This is a genomic window from Georgenia ruanii (assembly GCF_009193175.1).
GTDB lineage: Bacteria > Actinomycetota > Actinomycetes > Actinomycetales > Actinomycetaceae > Georgenia > Georgenia ruanii.
Window position 1 is genome coordinate 238691 of the sequence record NZ_VUKE01000003.1, and the last position, 23151, is coordinate 261841.

Genomic DNA, 23151 nt, shown 5'->3' on the forward strand with positions numbered 1-23151 from the left:
ACTACAGGAGTGTGAGATCAATGAAGAAGCTCGGAGCGAGCATCCTCGTTGCCGTCGGTCTGGTCGCCGCGGTGGCGGCCCCGTCCTCGGCAGCCAGCATCGACAAGACGACCAGCGTGTCCACCATGTGCGCCTACTGCTGGCCCACGCCGGGCACGCGCTGACACGTGCAGAGCGGTCGATGACCGCGACATCGGTGCCCCGGAGCAGAACCTGCGTGCTCCGGGGCATCGTCATGTCTGGCGCGCACCACCCACGCGCTTGGACCGTGAAGCCGACAGCGCCATGCGAGATTGCCGACGCACGCTGCGAGGATGGCAGGCGTGCCAGTCCCACCCGCCGACGCTCCTGACCATCACCGACGGACCCGCTTGCTGACCCTCGGGGCGGCCGTGGTCGTCGTGGCCGCGCTCGCCGTCGGGCTCGTCCTGGGGTCTCGCCCGCTGCCCCGGCCGGCGGCGCAGACCCCCACGGCCGCACCGAGCCCCTCGGTGTCGATGACCGAGCAGCCGGCGCTCGCCGGACTTCACATCGTGCTGGACCCCGGCCACAACGGCGGCAATGCCGCCGCGGCGGCCGAGATGGCGCAGCAGGTGGACGCCGGGCGGGGGAGCCGCAAGCCCTGCAACACCGTCGGCACCTCCACCGCGGGCGGCTACCCCGAGCACGCCTTCGCGTGGGACGTCGCCCAGCGCGCCCGCGGACTGCTCGAGGCGGCGGGCGCCGCGGTCACCCTCACCCGCGACGACGACGCCGGCATCGGCCCCTGCGTCGACGTGCGCGGCCGCTCGGCGCAGGAGCACGACGCGGACCTGCTCGTCTCCCTGCACGCCGACGGCTCGGAGAACCCCGACGTGGCGGGCTACTTCGCCATCGTCTCCGACCCCCCGCTCAACCACACCCAAGGCGTGCCCTCCCGCCAGCTGGCGACGGCGCTGCTCGACGCGCTCGGGCGGGCCGGCTTCAGGCCGTCGTCCTCCTACCCGGAGGCCCTGAGCGAGCGGGCCGACCTGGCCACGCTCAACCTGGCGGAGCGCCCGGCGGTGATGCTCGAGCTCGCGGAGATGCGCAACCCCGCGGAGGCGGCCGTGGCCGAGAGTTCGGACGGTCGCCAGCGGTACGCCGAGGCGGTCGTCGCCGGGCTGGAGCAGTGGGCGGCCGAGCGCCGCTGAGGGGCCAAGATGACGACGGCGAGCCGGGTCAGGACGTGTGCAATCCGCGGCGGGCGATCGTGAACCCGTGGCCGGTGAGGGTGCTCCAGCACTCCATGCCGTCCTGCCGGCTCGTGCACGCGAAGTGCCCGGCGGCGGCGGACTGCCCGTAGGCCAGCGCGCCGGCGTTCCCCGGCGGGGACACGCTGCAGTCGGGGCGCGCCGCGCCGCCGCGGCCGACGGTGGCGGTCACCCGCTCCGCCGAGCACCCCTCGGGCGTGGCGAACCGGTGCTCGCCGATGGTGCACGTGGCGGCGTCGTCCCCGATCGCGCAGGAGATGTTGCCGGTCGGGCTGCTGAAGGTCGAGGCCTGCCGGGCCCCGGACGGGGCGGGCCGCACGGGCTTGAGCCAGTCCCCGGCGTGGGACAGCGTGGCGACGACGGCGGGGGGCGTGTGCGCGCCGTTCACGAGCGCGTCGTTGACGGCCAGGGCGTAGGCCGGGTCGCACGCCTGCTGCAACCTCGTCAGGGTCTGGACGACGACGTCGCCCGAGGCCGGGTCGGCCCACCCCTTGCCCGAGGAGGCGGCGGTGCCGTAGCGGTCGAAGGCCTGCGCGTCGGCCGCGGGGTCCTCGCAGCTGGTGGTGTCGGGCAGGGCGGTGAGCGCCGACTTGGCCTCGGCCGCGTTGGCCGTGGCGGACGGCGACGGCGCGCTGCTCGCCTCGGCCGTGCCGGCCGGCGTCGGCGTCGAGGCGGGCTCCCCGTGCCCGCGCTGGAAGATCGCCCAGGTGATGACGGCCAGCACGACGACGAGCGCCGCCAGGACCAGCAGCCACGGCGGTCGCCGCCGGGGCCGGGCTTCCGCGGGGGAGGCTGGAGCGCCGGTGGCCTGCCCGTTCGACGGCACGGGGTCCGCGGCGCGGGTGGGGGCTGCGCCGGGCGCCGTGGCGGCTGCACCGGACGCCTCCGCTCTGGCCGCCGGCGTGGCCGGCGGGATGACCGGCGGCATGGCGGCCTTCGGCATGGCCGGCAGCTGCTCCGTGGGCTCGTCCACCCGCGCCGGTTCGCCCGGCGCCGCGGCCGGGCGCGCGGCGTCAGCGGCCGGCTCCGCTGTCGCCTGCACCCCGGCAGCCGCCTCGGCGTCGCCGGACGCCTGCGCCGCCACCCGGGCGGCCCGCGTGGCGAGCGCGGCGTCGACGTCGGGGGAGCCCAGCCGGCCGAGCCACTCCAGCAGCGCCGGGTAGGTGGACGGGTTGTGCGCCAGCGCGGGTCGCAGCTCGGGGTGGTCGCGGGCGAGCTCCTGGAGGGTCGTGAGCGGGGTCGCCGGGTCCGCGGCCAGGCGTTCCAGCTCCGCGCGATCCTCCACGTACCCCTCCTCCGGCTCGGTCCGACAGATCGACAGTACACACGACGTTCACGTCGGAGTCCCCGGGAGTCGCTGCCGCGCCCCAGGTCGACGCCTTACGGTGGGCCGGTGCGCCGACTCTTCGCCGTCCTCCTCACGCTGGTCCTCCTCGTCGCCGTCGCGGTCGCGGCGGACCGCGTGGCGGCGGGCGTGGCGGAACGCGCCGCCGCGACGGAGATCGCCCGGCAGGTCGACGTCGCCGGGACGCCCGACGTCACCATCGCCGGCTTCCCCTTCCTCACCCAGCTCGCGGCCCGCGACCTCGACGACGTGCGGGTTCGGGCCGAGGGGGTGGCCGCCGAGGGCGTCGAGCTGGGCGACGTCGACATCCGCGCCCGCGGCGTCGGGCTGGCCCAGCCGCTCACCGCCCGCACCGTGCGGCTCACCGGCACCCTCCGCCAGCCGGACCTGCAACGGCTCGTCGACCAGGCCACCGGCATGTCGCTCACCGTGGACACCGGCACCGACGGCGTCACCCTCGGCACGACGGTCCTGGGCCAGCCGCTCGAGCTCCTGGCCGTCCCCGAGGTCAGCGACGGCACCCTCACGCTCCGCCCCGCGGGCGTGACCCTGGGCGACAAGGCGGTCGACGTCGGCACCGTGCGAGCGCTGCTGGGTGCCAACCTGCTCGACGTCGGCATCCCGCTCGGCGACCTGCCGCTCGGGATGACGCTCGCCGAGGTCACGCCACGCGACGACGGCGTCCGCGTCACCCTCACGGGGCAGGGCGTCGCCCTCCCCGCCTAGCTCGAGCGGGACACCTGCGCCGCGGCGCGGTGCGGTGGCACCTACGCCCCGGCCTGGTGCAGCGGGCCCGCCCCGCCCGGGTGCCCCAGGCCGGCGGTCGCGGGGTGCGGCGGCGCCCCCGCGCCGGGCAGCGTCCCCGGCGGCGGCAGGATGCCGTCCTCGACCGCCCGCTTGTACAGGTCCACCTTGGTGTCCGCCACCCGGCCGGCCATGCGGTACTTCGCCCGGATCCGGCCGATGTAGTCGTTGACGGTCTCCCGGGAGATGCCCAGCCGCTGGGCCACGCTCTCGGACTTCTCCCCGCCCGCGTACAGCGCCAGCGTCTCGCGCTCCCGCGGCGACAGCGTGGTCAGCGGCTGCCGGGCGTCGAGCCCCGTGCGGACCAGGCCCACGCGCCGGCCACGCGCCGCGGCCGCGAGCACCTCGACGAGCCGCTCCGGCGGGGTGGACTTGTGGACGACGGCGAGCGCCCCGGCCGCCAGGGCCAGCTCGGGCACGTACGAGCCGGTCAGGGCGGTGAAGACGACCACCTTCACCCCGGCACCGGTGAGCCGGCTGATGAGGCGGTCCGGCGCGGCGTCGGGCGAGAACAGCTCGAGCAGGACGAGGTCGACGGGATGGTCGGTGCCCCGCGCGCGCAGCAGCGCGGCGACCGTGGGGTACCCGCCCACCACCTCCAGCCCGGCCACCTCGCTGAGGCAGTGGGCGATGCCCAGTGCGACGACCGGGTGCTCGTCGACGACGGCGATGGTCGCCGCCCGCTCGACCGAGGCGTCGGCCCGTGCTCTCGATGACGCGGTGAGCGACATGCCAACTCCTTCGTCTTGCCGCGTTTCGTTCCCCTGTGCGCGCATTTCACCGGGGCTGTGTCGCGCATGTGTCGCGAATTTCCGGAACGTCTCGAGGACAAATGCCGGAACCATCGTCAAAGATGGCTGTATGTCCTCCGAAGCCGCCGACCAGCCGGATCCGTCGGCGCGGGCCTGCCGCCTCCTGCGGCGCCTGCTCGGCGGCGTGCCGGCGTACCGCTCGCTGTGGCAGGTCTACGTCCGGCGGGCCAGCGGCCAGGAGATCCACCAGGGGGCCATCGCCCAGGTGCTCGCCGACTACCTGTGGGAGACGGGCGAGGTCGCCGAGACCGAGACCGATCTGCCGCGTCGCCTCAAGGACCGCGTGAACCGGGCGCTCTCCGGAAACTTCATCGCCCCCGCCACGCTGCGCCTGTTCATCGAGGCCTTCGACATGTCACCGGCCGACAGCCACCAGCTCTGGGCGCTGTTCATGAACGCCGAGTCGACCGACCTCGCGGTGGTGCGTCCGGCCGTGTCGGGCGCCGAACGGCCCCTCGCCGACGCCCCGGGCGCGTACGAGACCCTCGTGGCCCACGAGTTCCACCGCGTCGGCGCCGACGGGCTGCCCGCCGAGCACCGCACCCTGCAGGTGATCCGGGCGCTGGAGCCGATGGACCGGTACGTCTACCAGTTCGACGTCCACGCCGCCGTCGTGGAGGTGCTGCGCGGCGGTCGTGCCGGCCCAGTGCGCCGCTCGACGATGTCGGGCCTGTACGGCGTCGAGATCATGCTGACCACCCCGCTGCAGGCGGCCGAGACGGCGTCCCTGGAGTACCGCACCGTCTTCAGCTTCGGCGAGGTCCCGCCGCCGAGCTTCCGCCGCGGCGCGCGCCGCCGGCTCAACAGCCTGGAGATCAACGTCCAGTTCCACCCCGCGCGCCTGCCCGAGCGGGTCTGGTGGGGGCACTGGGACAGCATCTGGGCCGACGAGCCCGACGACGTCGAGGAGGTGCCGCTGGCCGCCGACGGGCACGTGCACCGGTTCCTTCCGCAGCTCGAGGGCGACATCGTGGGCTTCACCTGGGCCTGGCCGCGGTAGGCCACGGAGGCCGCGCCCGGCGGCGACCCGGGCGCCGGCACGTCAGCCCTGCCGCGGCTCCCGCGGCCCCTCGGACGGCGACAGGCCGGCCGCCTGCTCCCCGGCGGACTGGGCGGCCCGGGCGGCGAGCATCTCGTTGTACGCACGCAGCTCGGCGTCGTCGTCCCGGTCGGCCTGACGGTCGGCGCGCCGGGCCGCGCGGTCCTCGTCCCGGGACCAGGAGAACGCGACGAAGACGGCCAGGGCGAGCGTGGGGAGCTCCCCGATGCCCCAGGTGATCGCGCCGCCCTTCTCCTGGTCCGCCAGCGCGTCGACGCCCGTGCCCCACGGCAGCCCCAGCCAGCCGAAGTAGTCGCCCGCCAGCAGCGAGGTGAGGGAGATGAGGGAGAGCCCGAAGAAGGCGTGGAACGCCATGGTGGCGAAGAGCAGCAGCAGGCGCAGCGGGTAGGACGGCCGGCGCGGGCCGGGGTCGATCCCGATGAGCACGTTGGCGAACAGATACCCGGCGAGCGTGAAGTGCAGGACCATCAGCACGTGCCCGATGTGCGTGTTCAGCGCGCCGAGGAACAGCGAGGAGAAGTAGAAGACCACCAGCGAGCCGGCGAAGTTCACCGCCGCGACGATGGGGTTGGACAAGAATTCCGCCAACCGCGAGTGCACCAAGGCCAGCAGCCACTCCCGCGGCCCGCGGGAGCCGTCCGCGCGGTGCGGCAGGGCCCGGACGGCGAGGGTGACCGGGGCGCCGAGCACGAGGAAGATCGGCACCACCATGGCGAGCAGCATGTGCTGCAGCATGTGGCCGCTGAAGAGCACCTTGCCGTACACCGCCGGACCGCCGTTGGTGACCCAGAGGAACAGCAGCATGCCCGCCACCCAGGCGGCCGTGCGCGCCGCGGACCAGGCGTCGCCCCGGCGGCGGAGCCGGACCACCCACGACAGGTAGACGAGCAGCCCCGCGGCCACCGCCAGCGCCGTGAGCGGGTCGAGCCGCCACTGGGTGAGGTAGGTCAGTCCGGTCGGGAAGGGCGGCACCGCGTAGCCGGTGATGAGGAACGTCGGGCTGGCGTCGGGGAGCGGCACCTGCGGGACCGGCGGCGCGGACGAGCCCAGCGCGACGCCGACCCCCACGACGGCGCCCATGACGAGCACCTCGACGCCGGCGAGCCGCCAGAACGCCCGGCCCGGCCCGGCCCCGGGCCGGCGGTCCGCCGCCGCGGCGCGGATGTGCGGGATCGTCACGCTGCGGTGCGCCCAGCCCGCCACGCCCAGCGCCGCCGTGAGCACGATCTTGATCAGCAGGAGCTGGCCGTACGGGTGGGTGACCAGGTCGGCGGGGGAGTTCAGGCGGATCCACGCGCTGGCGACGCCGCCGAACACGGCGATCGCGAAGGCCCACACGGCCAGCGCGGAGTAGCGCTCGACCGACGCCGGCAGGTCCTTGCCGGTGCGGCCGGCGACCACGCACATCACGGCCAGGCCGCCCGCCCACAGGGCCACCCCGCCGAGGTGCAGCCACCACGAGGAGACGGCCAGCTCGTGGCTCGCGGCCCCGGCGGCGTGGCCGGTGAGCGCCAGCGGGAAGAGGGCGACCAGGGCGAGGACCGCCGTCCACGCCGCGGAGGTGTAGCCGGCGACGGCGACCGCCAGCACCGCGACCAGGGCGGTCAGGACGGTGGACCAGGCCAGGTAGCGGCCCAGCTCGATCTCGGTGACGAACTGCGCCAGCTGCGCCCCGTAGCCCGGGCCGCCCAGACCGGTGCCGATGACGGAGGCGTGGGTGAGCACGAGGTGGGCGAGCTGGGCCAGGGCCCAGACGACGGCGGCGATCGCGCCCGTGCCGGCGGCCAGCGCCCAGGCGCGGCCGTCGGCGGCGACCCGCGGGGTCCGCTCCCGCCCGGCCCGGGCCTGCGGCCGGTGTCCGGGCTGGCGGGCGGGCGCCTGCCGGGGCAGGACGACGGCGCACAGCGCGAAGGCGCCGAGGGTCACCGCCGCCGCGGCGTGGGTCAGCACCGTGACCACCGGCAGGCCCCAGCGCACGAGGGGCCCGGGGTCGAACAGGGGGAGCGGCGCGGCGGCCCCGGTCAGCAGCAGGCCGCCGGCGAGGGCCACGAGCGCCAGCGGGAGGGCGCCGAGGGCGTACCACCACACTCGCGGCGCACGCGCGGGAAGATCGGCCACCCGTCCAGGGTAGGCGTTCGTTCCGGGCGCCGACGGCCGGGGTCGTGTGGCCCCCGTGACAGCCGACGGGCGGCGTCGTGTGGGCTCCGTGACATACGCTCGCTGCGGGCACTGGCGACCACCCGGGGGGACGATGAGCACTTCTCAGAGGCCGGTGGCGACCACCCCGACGGGTGCGGCCACGACGACGCCAGGCTCCGACCACTCCCGGCCGCCGCTGACCGACGCCGAGATCGAGCGGGCCACCCACCTGTTGCGCCGGGTCACCCACATCTTCGCCCAGCGGGTGGTGGGGCAGGAGGGCCTGCGCACGGCCCTCGTCTCCACCCTCATCGCCGGCGGGCACGTGCTGCTCGAGTCGGTGCCCGGCCTGGCCAAGACCACCGCCGCGCACACCCTGGCCAGCGCCGTCTCCGGCACCTTCCACCGCATCCAGTGCACGCCGGACCTCATGCCCAACGACATCGTCGGCACCCAGGTGTTCAACTACACCACCGGCGAGTTCTCCACCCAGCTGGGCCCGGTGCACGCCAACGTCGTCCTCCTCGACGAGATCAACCGGTCCTCGGCCAAGACCCAGTCGGCGATGCTCGAGGCGATGCAGGAGGGGCAGACCTCCATCGGTGGGCAGGTCTACCCGCTGCCGAGCCCGTTCATGGTGCTCGCCACGCAGAACCCCATCGAGGAGGAGGGCACCTACGTCCTGCCCGAGGCGCAGATGGACCGCTTCCTCATGAAGGAGGTGCTCAGCTATCCCACCCCGGCCGAGGAGGTGGACATCCTCGAGCTGACCTCCACCGGGGCGCTGGCCGCCCCGCTCGAGGGGCAGCCCGTCGCCCTGGAGGACGTGCTGTTCCTGCGCCACCTCACCGACCGGGTCTACGTCGACCGGTCGATCAAGCAGTACCTCGTCGCCCTGGTCAACACCACCCGCGGCGGCGGGCCCCGCCCGCTGCCCGAGCTGCACCGGCACGTGCGCGTGGGCGCCTCGCCCCGCGGGGCCATCGCCCTCATGCGCGGCGCCCAGGCCGTGGCGCTGCAGGAGAGCCGCCGCTACGTCGTGCCCGACGACGTGCGCCGGGTGCGCCACGCCGTCCTGCGCCACCGCCTCGTGCGCACCTACGACGCCCTGGCCAACAACGTCGCCCCGGAGGCCATCATCGACGCCGTCTTCCAGGCCGTCCCGGCGCCCTGACGCCGTGGACGCCCAGGACCCCGCCTCCCGGCTCGCCCAGGTGCGGGCCCGCCTCGACCTGCCCACCGTGCGCCGCGCCGCCGGGCTGCTCGACGGGCGGCACCGCTCGATCTTCACCGGCCACGGCCAGGACTTCGACGACCAGGTGGAGTACCGCCCCGGCGACGACGTCAAGGACATCGACTGGAAGTCCTCCGCCCGTGCGGGGCAGCCGATCATCCGCCGCTTCGTGCGCGAGTCCAACCTCGCCGTCGTCCTCGCCGTGGACACCGGGCGCAACATGGCGGCCGCCGCCCCCTCGGGCGAGACGAAGGCCGAGGTCGCCCTGTTCGTCGCCGACGTCGTCGCCTACCTCGCTCGGGCCCGCGGGGACCTCGTCGCGCTCGTGGCCGGCGACGCCGCCCGCCTCGTCCAGCTCCCCGGGCGCGGGGGGACCGCCCACCTGGAGACCCTGCTGCGCCTCGTCGAGCGCGCGCTCACCCGCGACGCCCCACCCTCCGACCTGGGCCGGGTGCTCGACCGGGTGGTGGCGCTGACCCGCCGCTCGCTCGTCGTCGTCCTCACCGACGCCGCCCGGCCCGAGCCGGCCCACGAGGAGGCCCTGCGCCGGCTGCGCACCCGCCACGAGGTCATGGTCCTCGCCGTGGCCGACGCCCCGCCCACCGGGGCCGGGCCGACCGCCGACGTCGACGGCGTCGCGCCCCTGCCGGCGTTCCTGCGCGCCGACCCGGGGCTGCACGCCGAGGCCGCGGCGGCCGCCGCCGCCCGCGCCGCCGCCGTGCGTGACCGGCTGCGCCGCATGGGCGTCGGGTACGTGACGGTCACCGGCACCGACGACGTCGTCGACCGCCTCGCCGAGCTGCTGGGGAGGCAGCACCGTGCCCGCCGCTGACCTGCTGCCGCCGGAGCCCTACGGCTGGTGGGTGCCGGTCCTCGGGGCCGGGCTGCTGCTCCTCGCCGGCGCCTGGGCCCTGCTCGTGCGGCGCCTGACCCGCGCCCCCCGGCCGGCCCCGCCCCCGCCGCCGGGCCCCGGGCTGCGCCCCCGCTACGCCGCGGAGGTCGACCGGCTCTACGCCGGCTACCGCGCCGGCGCCCTGGACCTGCGCGCCCTGCACCTGGCGCTGGCGCGCACCATGCGGGCGTTCGCCTCCGAGCGCCTGGGCACCGACGTGCGGTCCTGGACGCGCGCGGAGGTGGCCGGGCACGACCCGACCCGGCGGGTCGGGCACCTGCTGGCCCGGTGGGAGGAGCCGAGCTTCGCGCCGGACTCCGACGCCGAGGCCGGCGCCGCCGCCGCGGCCGCCCGGGAGGTGGTCGCGACGTGGTGACGCCCTGGGTGGTCCCGCTCGTCCTGGCCGCGGTCGCCGCCGCGGCGCTCGCGGGCTGGCTGGCGCGCGGGCGGGGCTCGCGCGACCGGGCGGTGCGGTGGGTGGCCAACTCCGCCTACGTGCGCGCCCTGACGAGCTACCGCCGCCGGCTGCGGGTCCTGCGCGGCGGCCTGGCGCTGGCCGCGGCGGCCCTGGCGCTGCTGGCCGTGGCCGCGGCGGCCCTGACCGCCCGGCCGGTGGACAAGGACATGCGGCCCGACTCCCTCGCCAGCCGGGACATCGTGCTGTGCCTGGACGTCTCGGGCTCGATGATCGAGCTCGACTCCGAGATCGTCGCGACCTTCTCCCGGCTCGTGGGCTCCTTCCGGGGCGAGCGGATCGCCCTGAGCATCTGGAACAACACCTCGCGCACCGTCTTCCCCCTCACCGACGACTACGGGCTGGTGCGCCAGGAGCTCGACGAGGCGGCCCAGGCCCTCGACTTCAACCTCGACTCCTGGGTGTACGACCCCGCCCGGCTGGCGCGCCTCGAGCGGTTCCTCACCGGCACCGTCTCGCTCAAGGGCGACGCCTCCTCGCTGGTCGGCGACGGCCTGGCCACCTGCGCCCTCGCCTTCGACGACGCCGACACCCACCGGTCCCGCTCGATCATCCTCGCGACGGACAACCTCGTCCTCGGCACGCCGATCTACACCCTGCCCGAGGCCGCCCGGCTCGCCGCCGACCGCGGCATCGTCGTGCACGGGCTCTACGCCTCGCAGAGCGACGCCGGCTCCAGTCGCGCCCGCGCCCAGATGGAGCAGGTCATCACCGCCGGCGGCGGCCGCTTCTACCAGGCCGACGACCCCGCCGCCGTCGACGGCATCATCGCCGACATCGAGGCCCAGCAGGCCGTCGCGCTCGACCCGACCCCCGAGCCGGTCGTCACCGACCGGCCCGACCGCTGGTTCGGCTGGCTGGTGGGGGCCCTGGCCGTGCTCCTGGTGACGATGTGGAGGCTGCGCGCATGACCCTCCGCCTCGTCTGGCCCGCCTGGGCGCTCGCCGCTGTCCTGGTGCCGCTGCTCGCCCTGACCGTGGCCGGCTGGTGGCGGGCCCGCCGCGGCGGCGACGCGGCGGGCGCCTGGGTCCGGCGCGGGGGGATGGTGCTCGCCGCCGCCGGCATCGGCCTGGCGCCGGCCGTCCCGGCCGCGACCACGCGGCTGGAGACCAACGCGGAGGTCTTCTTCGTCGTCGACCGCACCGGGTCGATGGCAGCGGAGGACTACGACGGCGCCCGCCCGCGCCTGGAGGGGGTGCGGCACGACCTCGTCGCGCTCATGGAGGCGCTGCCCGGGGCGCGGTACTCGGTCATCGCGTTCGACTCCCAGGCCAGCCGGCAGCTGCCGCTGACCAGTGACGCCCGCGCGGTGCGCAGCTGGGCCGAGACGCTGCGCCAGGAGATCACCCGCTACTCGGCCGGCTCCTCGATCCAGCGGCCACGCGCGACGCTCACCGAGGCGCTGACCGGTGCCGCGCGTCGCAACCCCGGCGACGTGCGCCTGGTCTTCTTCCTCTCCGACGGCGAGGACACCCACGGCGACCACCCCGACGCGCCCGGCGCGCCGGGCAGCTACGGCGACCTCGCCGGGCTGATCGACGCCGGCGCGGTGCTCGGCTACGGCACCAGCGCCGGCGGGCGGATGCGCTCCTACGACGGCACCGACGCCACCGGGCCGGGCACGGACGCGCCGTACATCGTCGACCAGACCCAGCCGGGCGCGCCGCCGGCCGTCTCCCGCATCGACGAGCCGGCGCTGCGCCGCCTGGCCGGCCAGCTGGGCGTGCCCTACGCCCACCGGGTCGCGCCGTCGCCGGTGAACGACCTCGTCGCGGGCATCGACGTCGAGCGGCTCGCCGCGGACGGGCGCCGCGAGGTGCGCACCTACCGGGACGTGTACTGGCCGGCCGCCGTCGTCCTCGCCGCGCTGGTGGCGGCGGAGGCGTACGCGCAGGCGGACCGGTGGCGGCGGCTGCGGCTGAGCGAGGCGGCATGAGCGTCACGACCCGTTCCCGCGCCGGGGCGGCACCGGTCACCCGGTCGGCGCCGCGCCCGCCGATGCCGGACCACCTGCGGCGCCGCCGGCGGCTGCTGGCCTGGTCGGCCCCCGTCGTCGCGCTGGCGCTGCTGGCCGGCGGGGTGCTGCTGGGGATCGCCCTGGGCAGCTGGAACGCCCGCACCGCGTACGAGGCCCGGGCCTACGACGACGCGGCCACCGGCTTCGCGCACCAGAAGCCCTCCACCGTGCTCGTCGAGCCGTGGAAGGCCTGGTTCAACACCGGCACGGCGCTGGTGCGCGCGGGGGACCACACCGGCGCGGTCGAGGAGCTGCGCGGGGCGCACCGGCTCGTGCCCAAGGGCACCACCGACGCCGACGGGCGTCCGGATCCCTCCACGCCGGAGTGCCGGGTGCGGATCAACCTCTCCCTCGCCCTGGAGTCCCTGGGCGACGACGCCCGCGGCGCCGGGGACGCCGGCGCGGCCGTGACGTACTACCGGGACGCGATGGACGCCATCGGGCCGTGCACGTCCGACGGGCGCTCGGCCGCCGACCAGCCGCCGCAGCACAGCGACGCGCGGTCGCAGCCGGACGAGACCGAGCAGCGCCAGAAGGCCAAGGCCAGCCGCGCCGAGCGGAGCCGGCAGGCGCCGGGGCAGCCGGGCCAGGGCGACGAGAAGCAGTCGCTGAAGCGGGCGCCGGTGGACCCGCGCCAGGAGCAGCTCGAGCAGCGCAACCAGGACGCCGAGCGGGACCGCCAGCGCCAGGAGCAGCAGCGCGGCGGCGGGACGGGGAGCGGTCAGGCCTGGTGACGCGCCGGGGTCAGGCGACCTCGGCGGCGCGCACGGGCCAGGCGGCCGGCGCACCCACGGCGCGCAGGACGAACAGCTCGGTCGCCGCGATGAACTCGCTGCGCTCCGGCTCGGCCCGCGGCACCCGGCGTCCGCTCAGGCAGGCGTGGACGAGCTGGACGACGGCGTCGACGTGCTGGGCGGGGATGTCGCCGGCCTCGATCGCCCGGGTGAGGATCTTGCGCAGCAGCGCCTCGACCTGGCCGACGTGCGCGCGCAGGTGCATGGCCGCCTCGCGCGAGACGACCTCGCGCAGGTCCGGGCCGGGGGCGAAGTGGTAGGAGCGCTCGAGCTGGAGCTGCTGGCGCACGTAGACGCGCAGCTGCCCGACCGGGTCGTCGACCTCGGCGAGGGAGGCGTCGAGGGCGCGGACGTAGGTCGACGTCTCGTGCTCGATGAACGCCAGGAGCAGGGACTCCTTGTCGGGGAAGTGGTTGTAGACCGCGGTGCGCCCGATGCCCGCCTCGGCGGCGATGTCGGCGAGGGAGACGGCGTCGAAGCCGCGCTCGCCCATGAGGTGCGACAGGGCGGCGAACAGGGCGCTGCGCGTGCGCTCGCGGTGTTCGGCGAGAGAGCTACCGAGGATCTTGGGCACCTGCAGATCATGCCACTTGCTGACAGACGCTGGCCAACCGTCGTGAAAACAGTGAGCCATTCCTCCGAGCGGGCAGCGGCGCCCGGAGGCCGCGCCCCGCAGGGGCGGGATTTGCGCCAGAATCCGGACGATAATGTGGCTGCACGTCGCGCCCATCCTTGAAGGAGCCCGCATGCCTGCCCCCGAGCAGCTCACCGCCTACGACGCGAGCAACCCCGCGTCGACGCCCGGGCTCCTCGCGCAGATCGCCGAGCACCGCCCGGACCTCCGGCCGCTGGTCGCCGCCAACCCGGCGACGCCGGCCGACGTCCTGGATCGCCTCGCCCGGCTCGGCGACGTCGCGGTGAATGCCGCGCTGGCCCGCCGGGACCAGCAGCCCGGGGCCCGGCCCTTCGCGGCTCCGGGTGGGGCCGTACCCGCCGCCCCGGGTGCGGGCGGGTACGCCCAGCCGGCCCCGACCGGCTTCGCCGCGCCGGACGCCGGCGGCCCGGGCGGGGGCGGGTACGGGACGAGCGGCTACGGGACCAGCGGGTACGGGACCAGCGGGTACGGGACGCCGGGTGCGGGCGCGTACGGGAGCCCGGCCTACTTCCCGATGCCGGCCACGACGGGGTACGCCGGCCCCGGCGGGCCCACGCTGAATTCCTACGCTCCGCCGATGGGTGCGGGCGGGTACGCGCCCGGCTATGCGACGGCGCCGGGCTCGTGGGGCGCCGCCCCCAAGCGGTCGCGGGCGCCGTGGATCGTCGGGCTCGTCGTGGCCGTGCTTGTCGCCGTCGTCGGGGTGGGCTATGTCGGCTACTGGTTCGTCGAGCGCGCCGCGAGCGTCGCGCGCGCGGAGTCCACGTACGGCTCGGACGAGCACCTCGACGCGCTGTGGGACGCCTGCGACGCCGGCGACGGGGAGGCCTGCGACGACCTGTTCTGGGACTCGCCGTCCTTCTCCGAGTACGAGGACTTCGGGAACACCTGCGGCGGGCGCGAGCCGGACGGGATCTGGCGGTGCGCGGACAAGTACGAGGCCGGACCCTCGGGCGGCGTCTGAGGGAACGCCCCTCAGGCCCGCACGGCGCGCAGCGCCGCGGCGATGGGACGGTCCGGGTCCAGCCAGTCCAGGTCCTCGAGCGCCTCGTGGGCGACCCAGCGCAGCTCGGAGTGGTCCGCCAGCGGGCGCGGCGTGCCCGCGACCAGCTCGGCCAGCCACACCCGCATCGTGCGGCCGGCGAGGATCGGCCAGTCGCCCTCCTCCGGCCCCGGCAGCTGGTCGCCGAGCCGCACGGTGACGCCCAGCTCCTCGTCCAGCTCGCGGTGCAGGGCCGCCTCGGCCGCCTCGCCCGGCTCGACCTTCCCGCCGGGCAGCTCCCAGCGCCCGGCGAGCGCCAGCGGCGCCGACCGCCGCGCGCACAGGACCCGGGTCGGCGTGGCGAGGGAGTCGACGATGGCGGCGGCCACCACGAGGGAAGGACGGGTTCTGGACGGCATGCCCCGAGCCTAGGTGGTGGCCGGCCGGACGGCGGCGGCCAGGTCGTGCGCGGCGGCGGGGGTGATCCGCACCTCGGTGCGCACCGACGAGCCCGCGCCGCCGCCGAAGACCACCCCGCGCAGCGGCGCGACGTCGTGGTGGTCGCGGCCCCAGCCGAGGATGACGTAGCGGTTGTCGATGAACTGGTCGGCGGTGGGGTCGACGTGGATCCATCCGCCGCCGGGCAGCCAGACCGACGCCCACGCCCGCGGACCCTGCCCCGCGCCGCCGGCCTCCGCCGCGGCCTCCGGCGGGGCCACGTAGCCCGAGACGTACCGGGCCGCCAGGCCCATCGAGCGCATGCACGCCACGAGCAGGTGCGCGCGGTCGTGGCTGGAGCCGGCGCGGCGCGCGAGCACCTCGGGCAGGGGCGCCGGGCCCTCGCGCCCGGGCGGGGCGTCGCCGACGTCCTCCCGGAGGCGCCGGGACAGCCCGGCCACCACGTGCACGAGCGGCGTGCCGGGCCCGAAGGACGACATGGCGTACTCGCGCACCGACTCCTCCGGGGCGATGAGCTCCGACGGCAGCGCCGACTCGACGATGGCGAGCACCGACGCCGGCCCCTCGCCGTGCTCGCCGATCCCGGTGGCCCGCATGCCGCTGACCGACGCGGCCGCGCGCTCCCACGTGACCGGCAGCGCGGCGGCCGGGTCGAGGCGCCGGCGTGCGACGCTGACCACCGAGGTCGCGCACACCTCGAGGGTGGTGTGTGGCTCGGTCACGTGGAAGTAGCCGACCCGGTTGCCGTGCAGGTCCAGGTGGTCGGAAGCCTCCGCCGGCCCGGGGGTGACGGCGAGGTCGGCGGCGTGGACGCGCTGGCCGGCGCCGGCGCGGGGCAGCAGCATGGCCACCCCGTAGGAGCCGGTCACCGGCGCCGGGTAGGTGTACGTCGAGCGGTGGACGAGCCGGACGTGGCGTTCCTCGCCGCCGCGGCGCGCGCTGGGCCTGCTCATTGCCACCCCCCGGGCCACTGGGCCACCACCGGCCGGGTGAAGTGGACCCGGCTGATCTCGGTGGCGAGCTCCTCCAGGCGCCACCCGACCGACTCCAGCGTCTGCTCCAGGTGCACCCGCCGCCCCGCGGCGCGCTCCCGCGCGGCCCGTTCCGTGCGCAGCTCGCCGAGCAGGTCCCGGGCCTCGTCGAGGAGCTGGTCCCGCGACGCTGGCCCGCGGCCCGTCGCGGGCAGGCCGGCCAGGTGGGCGCGCAGCTCCTGAAGCTGGAAGGCCAGCGAGCGCGGGTTGGCGGGATCGACGAGGAGGAGGTCGAGCGCGCCGGCCAGGCCGCCGCCGCGGCGCCGGTAGGTGATGGCCGACTCGTTCGCCAGGAGCACCGACTCCAGCACGAGTCGCTCGACGGCGTCGTCGTGCGGGGCGGTCACGGTGGCCTCCAGCGTGGCCACGAGCCGCTGGGCGCGCTCCAGGCGGCGGCCGGCCTCGAGCAGGTGCCAGCCGACGTCGCGGACGAGGGACTCGGCGAAGCCGCCGGTGAGCGCCATGAGCGCCTCCAGCAGGCGGCCGAGGGCGGGCGCGAGCCCGAGCGGGTTCTCGCCGTCGTCGAGCTGACGCTGGCGCTCGGCGCGCAGGGTCCGCTCGAGGGCGGAGAGGGCCCGCCAGACGTCCGGCGAGAGGTTGTCGCGCACCCCGGCGGCGTCCTGCGCCATCCGCGCCACCGACCATGCCACCGAGCCGTGCACCGTGGCGTCGGTGACGAGCCCGGCCAGCGAGGCCTCCGCTGCGAGGGTGTGCAGGGCCTCGAGGAGGACGGCGAGCGCCGCCGGCCCGGCACCGGGGGCGCTCGCGGCCGGGCCGGGCAGGGCGGGACGGGCGAAGTCGTCCCAGCGGTCGGCGACGGCGAGCAGGAGCCGGACGGTGGACTCGGCCCGCTCGGCGTGCCGCCCCAGGTGGAACAGGTCCTCCCCGGCGCGGGCGGAGACGGCGGCGGTGGGGGAGCGGCCGGGCAGCGCGGCGCCGGTGACGGCGGCGTCGGCCGGCTCGGGGGCGAGCACCCACACGTCCTTGGCGGTCCCCACGACGCCGCCCGCCGCCTGCGGGGCGGGGCCGACGTGGCCCAGCGCCCCGCTGAGGACGACGTAGCCGCTGGGACGGGCGACGGCGAAGGTCCGCAGCGCCGTCGGCTGCGGCACGAGCGCGTGGTGGTGCACGGTCGGGGTCGTGGAGGCCTCGATGGGCTCCTGCCCGACCCAGGCTGCGGGCTGTCCGGCGATGCGGGTGGCCAGGTCGGCGCGCTGGTCGAGGGTGAGCTCCCAGCCGAGCACGGGCCGCTCGGCGTCGGAGGTGGGCCGGACGATGAGCCGGCCGAGGTTGGCCATGACGTGCGAGCACATGGACCGGTCCCCACACCAGTAGGTGACCGCGGAGGGGAGCGCGAGGTCCTCGCCGCGCAGCGCGCGCGCCAGGCGGGGCAGGTAGGTCAGGAGGGCCGGGTTGCCCAGCACGCCGGTGCCGAGGGTGTTGACCACGGTGACGGCGCCGGCGCGGGCGGCCTGGACGAGCCCGGGGACGCCGCGGCGCGAGCCGCGCCGGAGCTCGAGCGGGTCGACGTCGGCCGCGTCGACGCGGCGCAGGAGGACGTCGACCGGTTCGAGGCGGCCGAGGGTGCGCGCCCACACCCGCCCGTCCTGGACGACGAGGTCGCCGCCCTCGACGAGCGGCAGGCCGAGCATGGCCGCGAGGTAGCCGTGGTCGAACGCCGCCGGGCTCGCCGGGCCGGGGGTGAGGACGGCAACGCGCGGGCCGTCGGGGCCGGCCGCCGGGGCCACCTCCTGGAGCGCGGCGCGCAGGGCCTGGAAGTAGGGGCCGACGCGGCGGGTGCGGGACTGGCGGTAGACGCCCGCGAGCACCTCGGAGACCACGCGGCGGTCGGCCATGACGTACCCGAGGCCCACGGGGGTGTCGACGCGGTCGGCGAGGACCGTCCAGGCGCCGTCGGCGTTGCGGGCGAGGTCCGCCGCGGTGTGGAAGAGCTGGTGGGGGCCGGGCACGCGGATGCCGTCGGCGGCGCGGACGAAGCCGGGGTGGCCCAGGACCACCTCCGGCGGCAGCAGCCCGGAGGTGAGCAGGCGGCGCTCGCCGTAGAGGTCGGTGAGGATCGCGTCGAGCAGCTCCGCGCGCTGCAGCAGCGCCGCCTCGAGGCGGTGCCACTCGCCTTCGTCGACGAGCACCGGCAGCGGGTCGAGCTGCCAGGCGTGGGCGGGGTCGGCCGTGACGAGGCCCTCGTCCTGCAGCAGGCTCATGACCTCCGCGCGGCTGGCGTCGAGCTGGTCCGGCCGGCCCAGCCGGGCCTGCTCCGCGAGCTGCTCCCAGGCCAGCCGGGCGGGGCCGGACGCCTGGAGCATCTCGTCGTGGCCGGGGCCGTTGGCGCGGTAGGACTCGAGCAGGTCCAAGGCGGCTCCCGGGGCGTGGCCGTGTCGACGTCCGACGTGCCGGGGCACCGCTCCAATGCGAGGCAAAGTGACGTCCGACACGTCCGCGGGCGACTTTACCGGAGGTTTGCCCGGATGTGGTGGGCGGAGCGGGACTTTCCGGAGCGGCCGAGGTCGGGCAGTTCGTGGAGGGTCAGGCGGCGTGGAAGGTCAGGCGGCCGGCCCGTCGAGGTCAGGCGAGCGCGGCGCGCAGCGTGGCTCGGCCGGCCTCGAGCGGCTCAGGCTCGTGCCAGGGCGGGCGGGCGGCGGGCCGCTCGTTCCCCAGGGAGCTCGTGTCGCCCGCGCGCGGCCGGGCCGGCGCGGTGCGCGCGGTGTCCCGGGCGGCCCTCGCGCTCATCGCCGGGAGGGCGCCGGGGATGACGCGCCACTCCTGCACCCGGGCGCGCCGGCCGGGGCGGTGGACGTCGCGCACCATGACCCCCCGGGCGGCGAGCTGGCGGCGCAGCAGCTCCGCGTCGCCGTGCGCGCCGTCCGTCAGCGCCTCCCCGCGGGCGGCGAGCAGCCGGCGCTCCTGGCGGGGCAGGTCCTGTGCGGTGCGCGCCCACGGCGTGAAGACCTCCTCGTGCGGGTCCTCGGTGCGCGGCGCCGGGTAGCCGTGCTCGACCAGCGCCACGAGCAGGGCGGGCCGGTCGAGGTCGCAACGCACGCGCGCCAGCTCCACCGTCCCCGCGCCGAGGAGCACGACGTCGGTGCCGACGACGACGTCCTCGACGAGCGCGCGCGGGACGCTCACGCGGGCGTCGTCCCAGCTGAGGGTGATCGCCCGCCCGCCGACCTGGGCGCGCAGCGCCTCGGCGAGCACCGAGGAGGACCACACCACGCCGAGGAGCAGGCCGAGCGCGCCGGCGACGACGAGCGCGACCGGCTCGCCCACGCGGTCGGCGCGGCCGAGGAACCCGTCGAAGGAGTCGCTGGCCTGGGCGGCCGCCTCCACGGCGAGCGTGAGCAGGAGGAAGAGCAGCAGGCCGGCCAGCGGGTAGCCCAGCCGGAGTGCGAGGCGGACCCCGCGGGGCGGGCGCACCGTGGTGCTCGGCAGCATGATCGACCCTTCCTCGAGACGGCGGTGGCCGGACCGCCGCAGGGTGCGGCGGGGCAACCATGACGAGGATGGCCCGCGGCGGCCCCCCGCCACATCAGCCCGGAGAATGAAGATCCCCGCCGGCCGGCTCCGACCTCAGGCGTAAGGGACTCCCCCTAGGGACTGGTCGCGGAGTGGTGAGTCAGACCGGCTGCCGCTCGCCGTCGCGAGTCACACCAGCTGCCGCTCGCCGTCGCGGCGCACCCGCAGCCAGCGGTACCCGTAGCCCTCGAGCGGGAGGTCCGCCGCGCCGTCGGCGCCCAGGTCCGTGGTGCCGTCGCGCAACAGGTCCACCAGCGCGCTGTCCGGCGGGACGTCGAGACGCAGCGGCACGGTGACCGGCTCGGCCGAGAGGTTGTGCAGCGCGACGACGCTCGAGCCCTCCCAGCTCAGCTGGTGCGCGAGCACGTGGGTGTGCGGCTGGTCGAGCACGGTCAGCCGGCCCCAGCCCAGCTCCGGGCAGGCGCGATAGGTGAGGACGAGGGTGCGCACGAAGTTCCACAGCGAGTCCGCATCGCGCATCTGCGCGGCGGCGTTGACGTGTTTCGGGCCGTAGCCGCCGTCGACCACCTGTCCCACGAGACGGTCGGGTGGCGCGGTGGAGAAGCCCCCGTTCTCGCCGTCGGACCATTGCATGGGCGTGCGCACGGCCATCCGCCCATCGGCGCCGAGGTCCTCGCCCATGCCGAGCTCCTCGCCGTAGTACAGCGTCGGGGTGCCGGGCAGGGAGAACAGCAGCGAGTACGCCATGCGGATGCGGCGGGGGTCGCCGTCGAGCATCGTCGGCACCCGCCGCTTGAGCCCGCGGCCGTAGACCTGCATGCGCTCCTCGGGGCCGAACGCGGCGAACACCTCCGCGCGCTCGTCCTCGGTGAGCTTGTCCAGCGTCAGCTCGTCGTGGTTGCGCAGGAAGGTGGCCCACTGGCAGTCGTGGGGGATGGCGGGGCGCTGGGTGAGCGCCTCGGCCAGCGGGCCGGCGTCCTCCCGGGCGAGGGAGAGGTAGGTCTTCTGCATGGCGATGAAGTCGAACATCATGTGCAGCTGGTCGCCGCCGTTGTCGCCGAAGTACTTCCGCTGCTCCTCGTGGGGCAGGTTGACCTCCCCCAGCAGGATCGCGTCGCCGTGCCGGCGGCCGAGGAACGCGCGCATCTGGCGCAGGTAGGTGTGGGGGTCGTCGACCTCCTTGTCCTGCGGGCTGAGCCCGACGTCGGAGAGGAAGTAGGGCACCGCGTCCACCCGGAAGCCGTCGAGGCCGAGCTGGAGCCAGAAGCCGATCGTCTTCCAGATCTCGTCGCGGACCTTGGCCTTGGTGATGTTGAGGTCCGGCTGGTGGGCGTAGAAGTGGTGCAGGTACCACTCGCCGGTCCGCTCGTCGAGCTCCCAGATGGAGTCCTCCTCGTCGGGGAAGATCACCTGGTCGGAGGTGTCCGGCGGCGGCTCCGCGCGCCAGACGTAGTAGTCGCGGTAGGGGTTGTCCGTGCTGGCACGGGAGGCCTGGAACCACGGGTGCTCGCTGGAGGTGTGGTTGATCAGCAGGTCGGCGATCACCCGCATGCCGCGGTCCTTGGCGGTGCGGATGAGCTCGACCACGTCCCCGTGGGTGCCCAGCCGGGGATCCACCCCGTAGTAGTCGGTGACGTCGTAGCCGTCGTCGCGGTCCGGCGTCGGGTAGAAGGGCATGAGCCACAGGCACGTCACGCCGAGCTGGGCGAGGTAGTCGATCCGCTCGGTGAGGCCGGCGATGTCGCCGACCCCGTCGCCGTCGGCGTCGAAGAACGTCTCGATGTCCAGGCAGTAGATGACGGCGTTCTTCCACCACAGGTCGGAGGTCTGGGTCATTCTCATCGGCGGTTGCTCCTCGGGGTCGGGGGCTGCTCGGGCGGTCAGGCGCGCAGCGCGGGCAGGACGGCGGTGGCCGCCTTCTCCAGCCACGCGCGCTGGTCCTGGCCGACGTGATGGAGGTAGATCTCCTCGAAGCCGAGCTCGGCGTACTCGCGCAGCCAGGCCACGTGGCGGGCGGGGTCGGCCGAGACGTTGACCGCCGCGGTGACAGAGGCGTCGCTGACGTCCTTGCTGGCGACGTCGAAGTGCTCGGGCGTGGGCAGGTCGAGGCTCACGGGCTCGGCGAAGGTGTTGGTGCGCCACTGGTCCCGGGCGACGGCGAGCGCCTCTTCCTCCGTGGGCGCCCAGGACAGGTGCACCTGCAGCGCCAGCGGGCCGCGGCCGCCGGTGCCGCGGTAGGCCGCCACGACCTCGCGCAGGGTCTCGACCGGCTGGTTGATGGTGATGAGCCCGTCCGCCCAGCGAGCAGCTCGGGCGGCGGTGGAGGCGGAGATGGCCGCCGCCCGCAGCGGCACGGGCTCGACCGGCAGGTCGTACAGCCGGGCGCGGTCGACGGTGACCAGGCCGTCGTGGGTGACCTCCTCGCCGGCGTGCAGGCGGCGAACGACCCCGACGCACTCCTCGAGCCGCCGCAGGCGCGTCTCCTTGTCGGGCCACCGCCCGCCGGTGATGTGCTCGTTCATGGCCTGGCCCGAGCCCAGCGCCACCCAGAACCGGCCGGGGAACATCTCGCCGAGGGTCGCCGCGGCCTGGGCCACGATCGCCGGGTGGTAGCGCTGCCCGGGCGCGTTGACGCAGCCCAGCGGCAGCGACGTGGTTGCCAGGGCGGCGCCGAGCCAGGACCAGGTGAAGCCGGAGTGGCCCTGTCGCGCGCTCCACGGGGCGAAGTGGTCCGAGCACATCGCCATGTCGAACCCGGCCTGCTCCGCCGCGCGGACGTCGGCGAGCAACCGGCTCGGGGCGATCTGCTCGTGGGACGCATGGAAGCCGTAGGTCGTCACGTGTTCCTTCCTAGGGGCAGTTTCGGGCTGGCGCCTCCTGAACGGTTCGGGAGGGATGCCAGCGTCGCGAGCACGAGCCGAGTGCGGGGACGGCGACGTCGCGCCGTCGTGGAGGGCGGCCACGGTCCAACCGCATGGGCAGGCGACGGCTAGTACGCCAGTACTAGAACTAGTGATGCCGTGCCGCCGCTCCGCCCGGGTCCCGGCTCGTGTGAGTTCGACTGAGGATTGCATTCCGGTCATATCCACAGCCTGGGCGGGCGTCCGGCGCGATGTCGGCGGGGTGTCATAGGTTGTATGCATGTTCGATGACGAGCAGGACGACAGCCCCACCGGTGGCGATGGTTCCGTCCCCGACGGCGCCCCCGACACTCCGGGCCGTCTGGGCGCCCCGGCCTCCGACGCTGTGGGCGACGACGCCGACGCCGTGGATCACGACGACGTCCCGGGCGCCGCCGGCGACGCCGAGCATCGCATCGACGCGGCCAGCGCTGCCGACGGGCCGGCCGGGTTGGCGGGCGTGCTTCAGGCGGTGTCCGCGCTGGTGGGGTTGCCGCTGGCGGCCGGGCTGGCCGCGGTGGTCCCGGACGGGCAGGACCCGGGCGACCTGGTCGAGCTGGCCGCGCAGTGGTCGCGGGTGATCGCCTGGGCCCACTACCAGCGCGCCGAGACCCTGTCGGCCCTGGCCGTGCAGGCCATCGACCGCGACGGGGTCAACGCCGTGACCGCGGTGGCCACCGAGGTGGCCATGCGCCAGGGCATCTCCCGCCCGGGCGCCACCCGGCTGGTGCGCACCGCGATGGCGCTGACCGGGCCGCTGCAGGCCACCGGGGAGGCGCTGGCCCGCGGGGCGCTGGACCCGCGCAAGGCCGACGTGATCGCCGCCGG

The 23151-nt window shown here is 75.8% G+C and carries 22 protein-coding genes; 12 read left to right on the top strand and 10 right to left on the bottom strand.

Annotated elements, in window-relative coordinates; all coding sequences use genetic code 11:
• Window positions 1-20: 20 nt before the first annotated feature.
• Together GD880_RS20260 and GD880_RS05605 are read left to right on the top strand one after the other, a co-directional pair.
• The gene (locus GD880_RS20260) at window positions 21-164 is read left to right on the top strand and encodes a hypothetical protein (protein WP_193314372.1); all 144 of its coding nucleotides are present in this window, start codon (window positions 21-23) and stop codon (window positions 162-164) included.
• A gap of 159 nt (window positions 165-323) precedes the next feature.
• Window positions 324-1172, top strand: a complete 849-nt coding sequence (locus GD880_RS05605) for an N-acetylmuramoyl-L-alanine amidase (protein WP_193314373.1) — start codon at window positions 324-326, stop codon at window positions 1170-1172.
• Between the two features lie 28 nt (window positions 1173-1200).
• Here the strand turns inward: GD880_RS05605 and GD880_RS20265 are convergent, their stop codons facing one another.
• Window positions 1201-2517 carry a variant leucine-rich repeat-containing protein gene (locus GD880_RS20265; RefSeq protein ID WP_193314374.1) on the bottom strand — a complete coding sequence of 439 codons (1317 nt, stop codon included), beginning with the start codon at window positions 2515-2517 and terminating at the stop codon, window positions 1201-1203.
• Window positions 2518-2625: 108 nt separating this feature from the next.
• Here GD880_RS20265 and GD880_RS20270 point away from each other — a divergent pair, with 108 nt between their 5' ends.
• A complete protein-coding gene (locus GD880_RS20270) occupies window positions 2626-3303 on the top strand; it encodes an LmeA family phospholipid-binding protein (RefSeq protein ID WP_193314375.1) in 678 nt (225 codons plus the stop codon).
• A gap of 41 nt (window positions 3304-3344) precedes the next feature.
• On the opposite strand, the gene GD880_RS05620 is transcribed toward GD880_RS20270, so the two are convergent.
• Window positions 3345-4112 (bottom strand): response regulator transcription factor, encoded by a 768-nt coding sequence (locus GD880_RS05620; protein WP_193314376.1) that lies wholly within the window; start codon window positions 4110-4112, stop codon window positions 3345-3347.
• Window positions 4113-4242: 130 nt separating this feature from the next.
• Here GD880_RS05620 and GD880_RS05625 point away from each other — a divergent pair, with 130 nt between their 5' ends.
• On the top strand, window positions 4243-5193 hold the full coding sequence (locus GD880_RS05625) for a hypothetical protein (protein ID WP_152230631.1): 951 nt from the start codon (window positions 4243-4245) through the stop codon (window positions 5191-5193).
• 42 nt (window positions 5194-5235) lie between these two features.
• Here GD880_RS05625 and GD880_RS05630 read toward each other — a convergent pair whose 3' ends face one another.
• Window positions 5236-7371, bottom strand: coding sequence for a cytochrome c oxidase assembly protein (locus GD880_RS05630; protein ID WP_152230632.1), 2136 nt, complete (start codon window positions 7369-7371; stop codon window positions 5236-5238).
• A 133-nt stretch (window positions 7372-7504) separates the two neighbouring features.
• On the opposite strand from GD880_RS05630, the gene GD880_RS05635 reads away from it, so the two are divergent.
• Genes GD880_RS05635 through GD880_RS05660 form a run of 6 tightly spaced genes read left to right on the top strand, consistent with a single transcriptional unit; the run spans window position 7505 to window position 12744 of the window.
• Window positions 7505-8566, top strand: a complete 1062-nt coding sequence (locus tag GD880_RS05635) for an AAA family ATPase (RefSeq protein ID WP_152230633.1) — start codon at window positions 7505-7507, stop codon at window positions 8564-8566.
• A 4-nt stretch (window positions 8567-8570) separates the two neighbouring features.
• Window positions 8571-9458: a DUF58 domain-containing protein gene (locus tag GD880_RS05640; protein WP_152230634.1), complete on the top strand. Its 888-nt coding sequence runs from the start codon at window positions 8571-8573 to the stop codon at window positions 9456-9458.
• Window positions 9445-9894: a hypothetical protein gene (locus GD880_RS05645; RefSeq protein ID WP_152230635.1), complete on the top strand. Its 450-nt coding sequence runs from the start codon at window positions 9445-9447 to the stop codon at window positions 9892-9894. The genes GD880_RS05640 and GD880_RS05645 overlap by 14 nt, the downstream gene beginning before the upstream one ends.
• The gene (locus GD880_RS05650; protein ID WP_152230636.1) at window positions 9888-10904 is read left to right on the top strand and encodes a vWA domain-containing protein; all 1017 of its coding nucleotides are present in this window, start codon (window positions 9888-9890) and stop codon (window positions 10902-10904) included. Before GD880_RS05645 ends, GD880_RS05650 begins: the two co-directional genes overlap by 7 nt.
• Window positions 10901-11929 carry a vWA domain-containing protein gene (locus GD880_RS05655; protein WP_152230637.1) on the top strand — a complete coding sequence of 343 codons (1029 nt, stop codon included), beginning with the start codon at window positions 10901-10903 and terminating at the stop codon, window positions 11927-11929. The genes GD880_RS05650 and GD880_RS05655 overlap by 4 nt, the downstream gene beginning before the upstream one ends.
• The gene (locus GD880_RS05660; protein WP_152230638.1) at window positions 11926-12744 is read left to right on the top strand and encodes a hypothetical protein; all 819 of its coding nucleotides are present in this window, start codon (window positions 11926-11928) and stop codon (window positions 12742-12744) included. Before GD880_RS05655 ends, GD880_RS05660 begins: the two co-directional genes overlap by 4 nt.
• A 10-nt stretch (window positions 12745-12754) precedes the next feature.
• Here the strand turns inward: GD880_RS05660 and GD880_RS05665 are convergent, their stop codons facing one another.
• Window positions 12755-13378, bottom strand: a complete 624-nt coding sequence (locus GD880_RS05665) for a TetR/AcrR family transcriptional regulator (protein ID WP_152230639.1) — start codon at window positions 13376-13378, stop codon at window positions 12755-12757.
• Between the two features lie 172 nt (window positions 13379-13550).
• Here GD880_RS05665 and GD880_RS05670 point away from each other — a divergent pair, with 172 nt between their 5' ends.
• On the top strand, window positions 13551-14423 hold the full coding sequence (locus GD880_RS05670; protein WP_152230640.1) for a variant leucine-rich repeat-containing protein: 873 nt from the start codon (window positions 13551-13553) through the stop codon (window positions 14421-14423).
• Between the two features lie 11 nt (window positions 14424-14434).
• On the opposite strand, the gene GD880_RS05675 is transcribed toward GD880_RS05670, so the two are convergent.
• The 6 genes from GD880_RS05675 to GD880_RS05700 all read right to left on the bottom strand — a co-directional run bounded on the left by GD880_RS05675 (window position 14435) and on the right by GD880_RS05700 (window position 22263).
• Window positions 14435-14860: a (deoxy)nucleoside triphosphate pyrophosphohydrolase gene (locus tag GD880_RS05675; protein ID WP_152230641.1), complete on the bottom strand. Its 426-nt coding sequence runs from the start codon at window positions 14858-14860 to the stop codon at window positions 14435-14437.
• A 9-nt stretch (window positions 14861-14869) separates the two neighbouring features.
• A complete protein-coding gene (locus GD880_RS05680) occupies window positions 14870-15853 on the bottom strand; it encodes a transglutaminase family protein (RefSeq protein WP_152230642.1) in 984 nt (327 codons plus the stop codon).
• Complete coding sequence (locus GD880_RS05685) at window positions 15850-18303, bottom strand: circularly permuted type 2 ATP-grasp protein (RefSeq protein ID WP_152230643.1); 2454 nt, start codon at window positions 18301-18303, stop codon at window positions 15850-15852. Before GD880_RS05685 ends, GD880_RS05680 begins: the two co-directional genes overlap by 4 nt.
• Before the next feature lie 211 nt (window positions 18304-18514).
• Window positions 18515-19381 (bottom strand): YqeB family protein, encoded by an 867-nt coding sequence (locus tag GD880_RS05690; protein WP_152230644.1) that lies wholly within the window; start codon window positions 19379-19381, stop codon window positions 18515-18517.
• 210 nt (window positions 19382-19591) lie between these two features.
• On the bottom strand, window positions 19592-21265 hold the full coding sequence (locus tag GD880_RS05695; RefSeq protein ID WP_152230645.1) for an alpha-amylase family protein: 1674 nt from the start codon (window positions 21263-21265) through the stop codon (window positions 19592-19594).
• 38 nt (window positions 21266-21303) lie between these two features.
• On the bottom strand, window positions 21304-22263 hold the full coding sequence (locus GD880_RS05700; RefSeq protein ID WP_152230646.1) for a TIGR03885 family FMN-dependent LLM class oxidoreductase: 960 nt from the start codon (window positions 22261-22263) through the stop codon (window positions 21304-21306).
• 301 nt (window positions 22264-22564) lie between these two features.
• Here GD880_RS05700 and GD880_RS05705 point away from each other — a divergent pair.
• Window positions 22565-23151, top strand: a 587-nt coding sequence (locus tag GD880_RS05705) for a DUF222 domain-containing protein (protein WP_152230647.1), incomplete at its 3' end; no start/stop codon positions are given.

Coding starts and splice junctions, on each gene's coding strand:
- GD880_RS05655 (WP_152230637.1), top strand. CDS start 10,901: ATGACCCTCCGCCTCGTCTGGCCCGCCTGGGCGCTCGCCGCTGTCCTG.
- GD880_RS05680 (WP_152230642.1), bottom strand. CDS start 15,853: ATGAGCAGGCCCAGCGCGCGCCGCGGCGGCGAGGAACGCCACGTCCGG.
- GD880_RS05625 (WP_152230631.1), top strand. CDS start 4,243: ATGTCCTCCGAAGCCGCCGACCAGCCGGATCCGTCGGCGCGGGCCTGC.
- GD880_RS05620 (WP_193314376.1), bottom strand. CDS start 4,112: ATGTCGCTCACCGCGTCATCGAGAGCACGGGCCGACGCCTCGGTCGAG.
- GD880_RS05690 (WP_152230644.1), bottom strand. CDS start 19,381: ATGCTGCCGAGCACCACGGTGCGCCCGCCCCGCGGGGTCCGCCTCGCA.
- GD880_RS05670 (WP_152230640.1), top strand. CDS start 13,551: ATGCCTGCCCCCGAGCAGCTCACCGCCTACGACGCGAGCAACCCCGCG.
- GD880_RS05695 (WP_152230645.1), bottom strand. CDS start 21,265: ATGAGAATGACCCAGACCTCCGACCTGTGGTGGAAGAACGCCGTCATC.
- GD880_RS20260 (WP_193314372.1), top strand. CDS start 21: ATGAAGAAGCTCGGAGCGAGCATCCTCGTTGCCGTCGGTCTGGTCGCC.
- GD880_RS05675 (WP_152230641.1), bottom strand. CDS start 14,860: ATGCCGTCCAGAACCCGTCCTTCCCTCGTGGTGGCCGCCGCCATCGTC.
- GD880_RS05660 (WP_152230638.1), top strand. CDS start 11,926: ATGAGCGTCACGACCCGTTCCCGCGCCGGGGCGGCACCGGTCACCCGG.
- GD880_RS05635 (WP_152230633.1), top strand. CDS start 7,505: ATGAGCACTTCTCAGAGGCCGGTGGCGACCACCCCGACGGGTGCGGCC.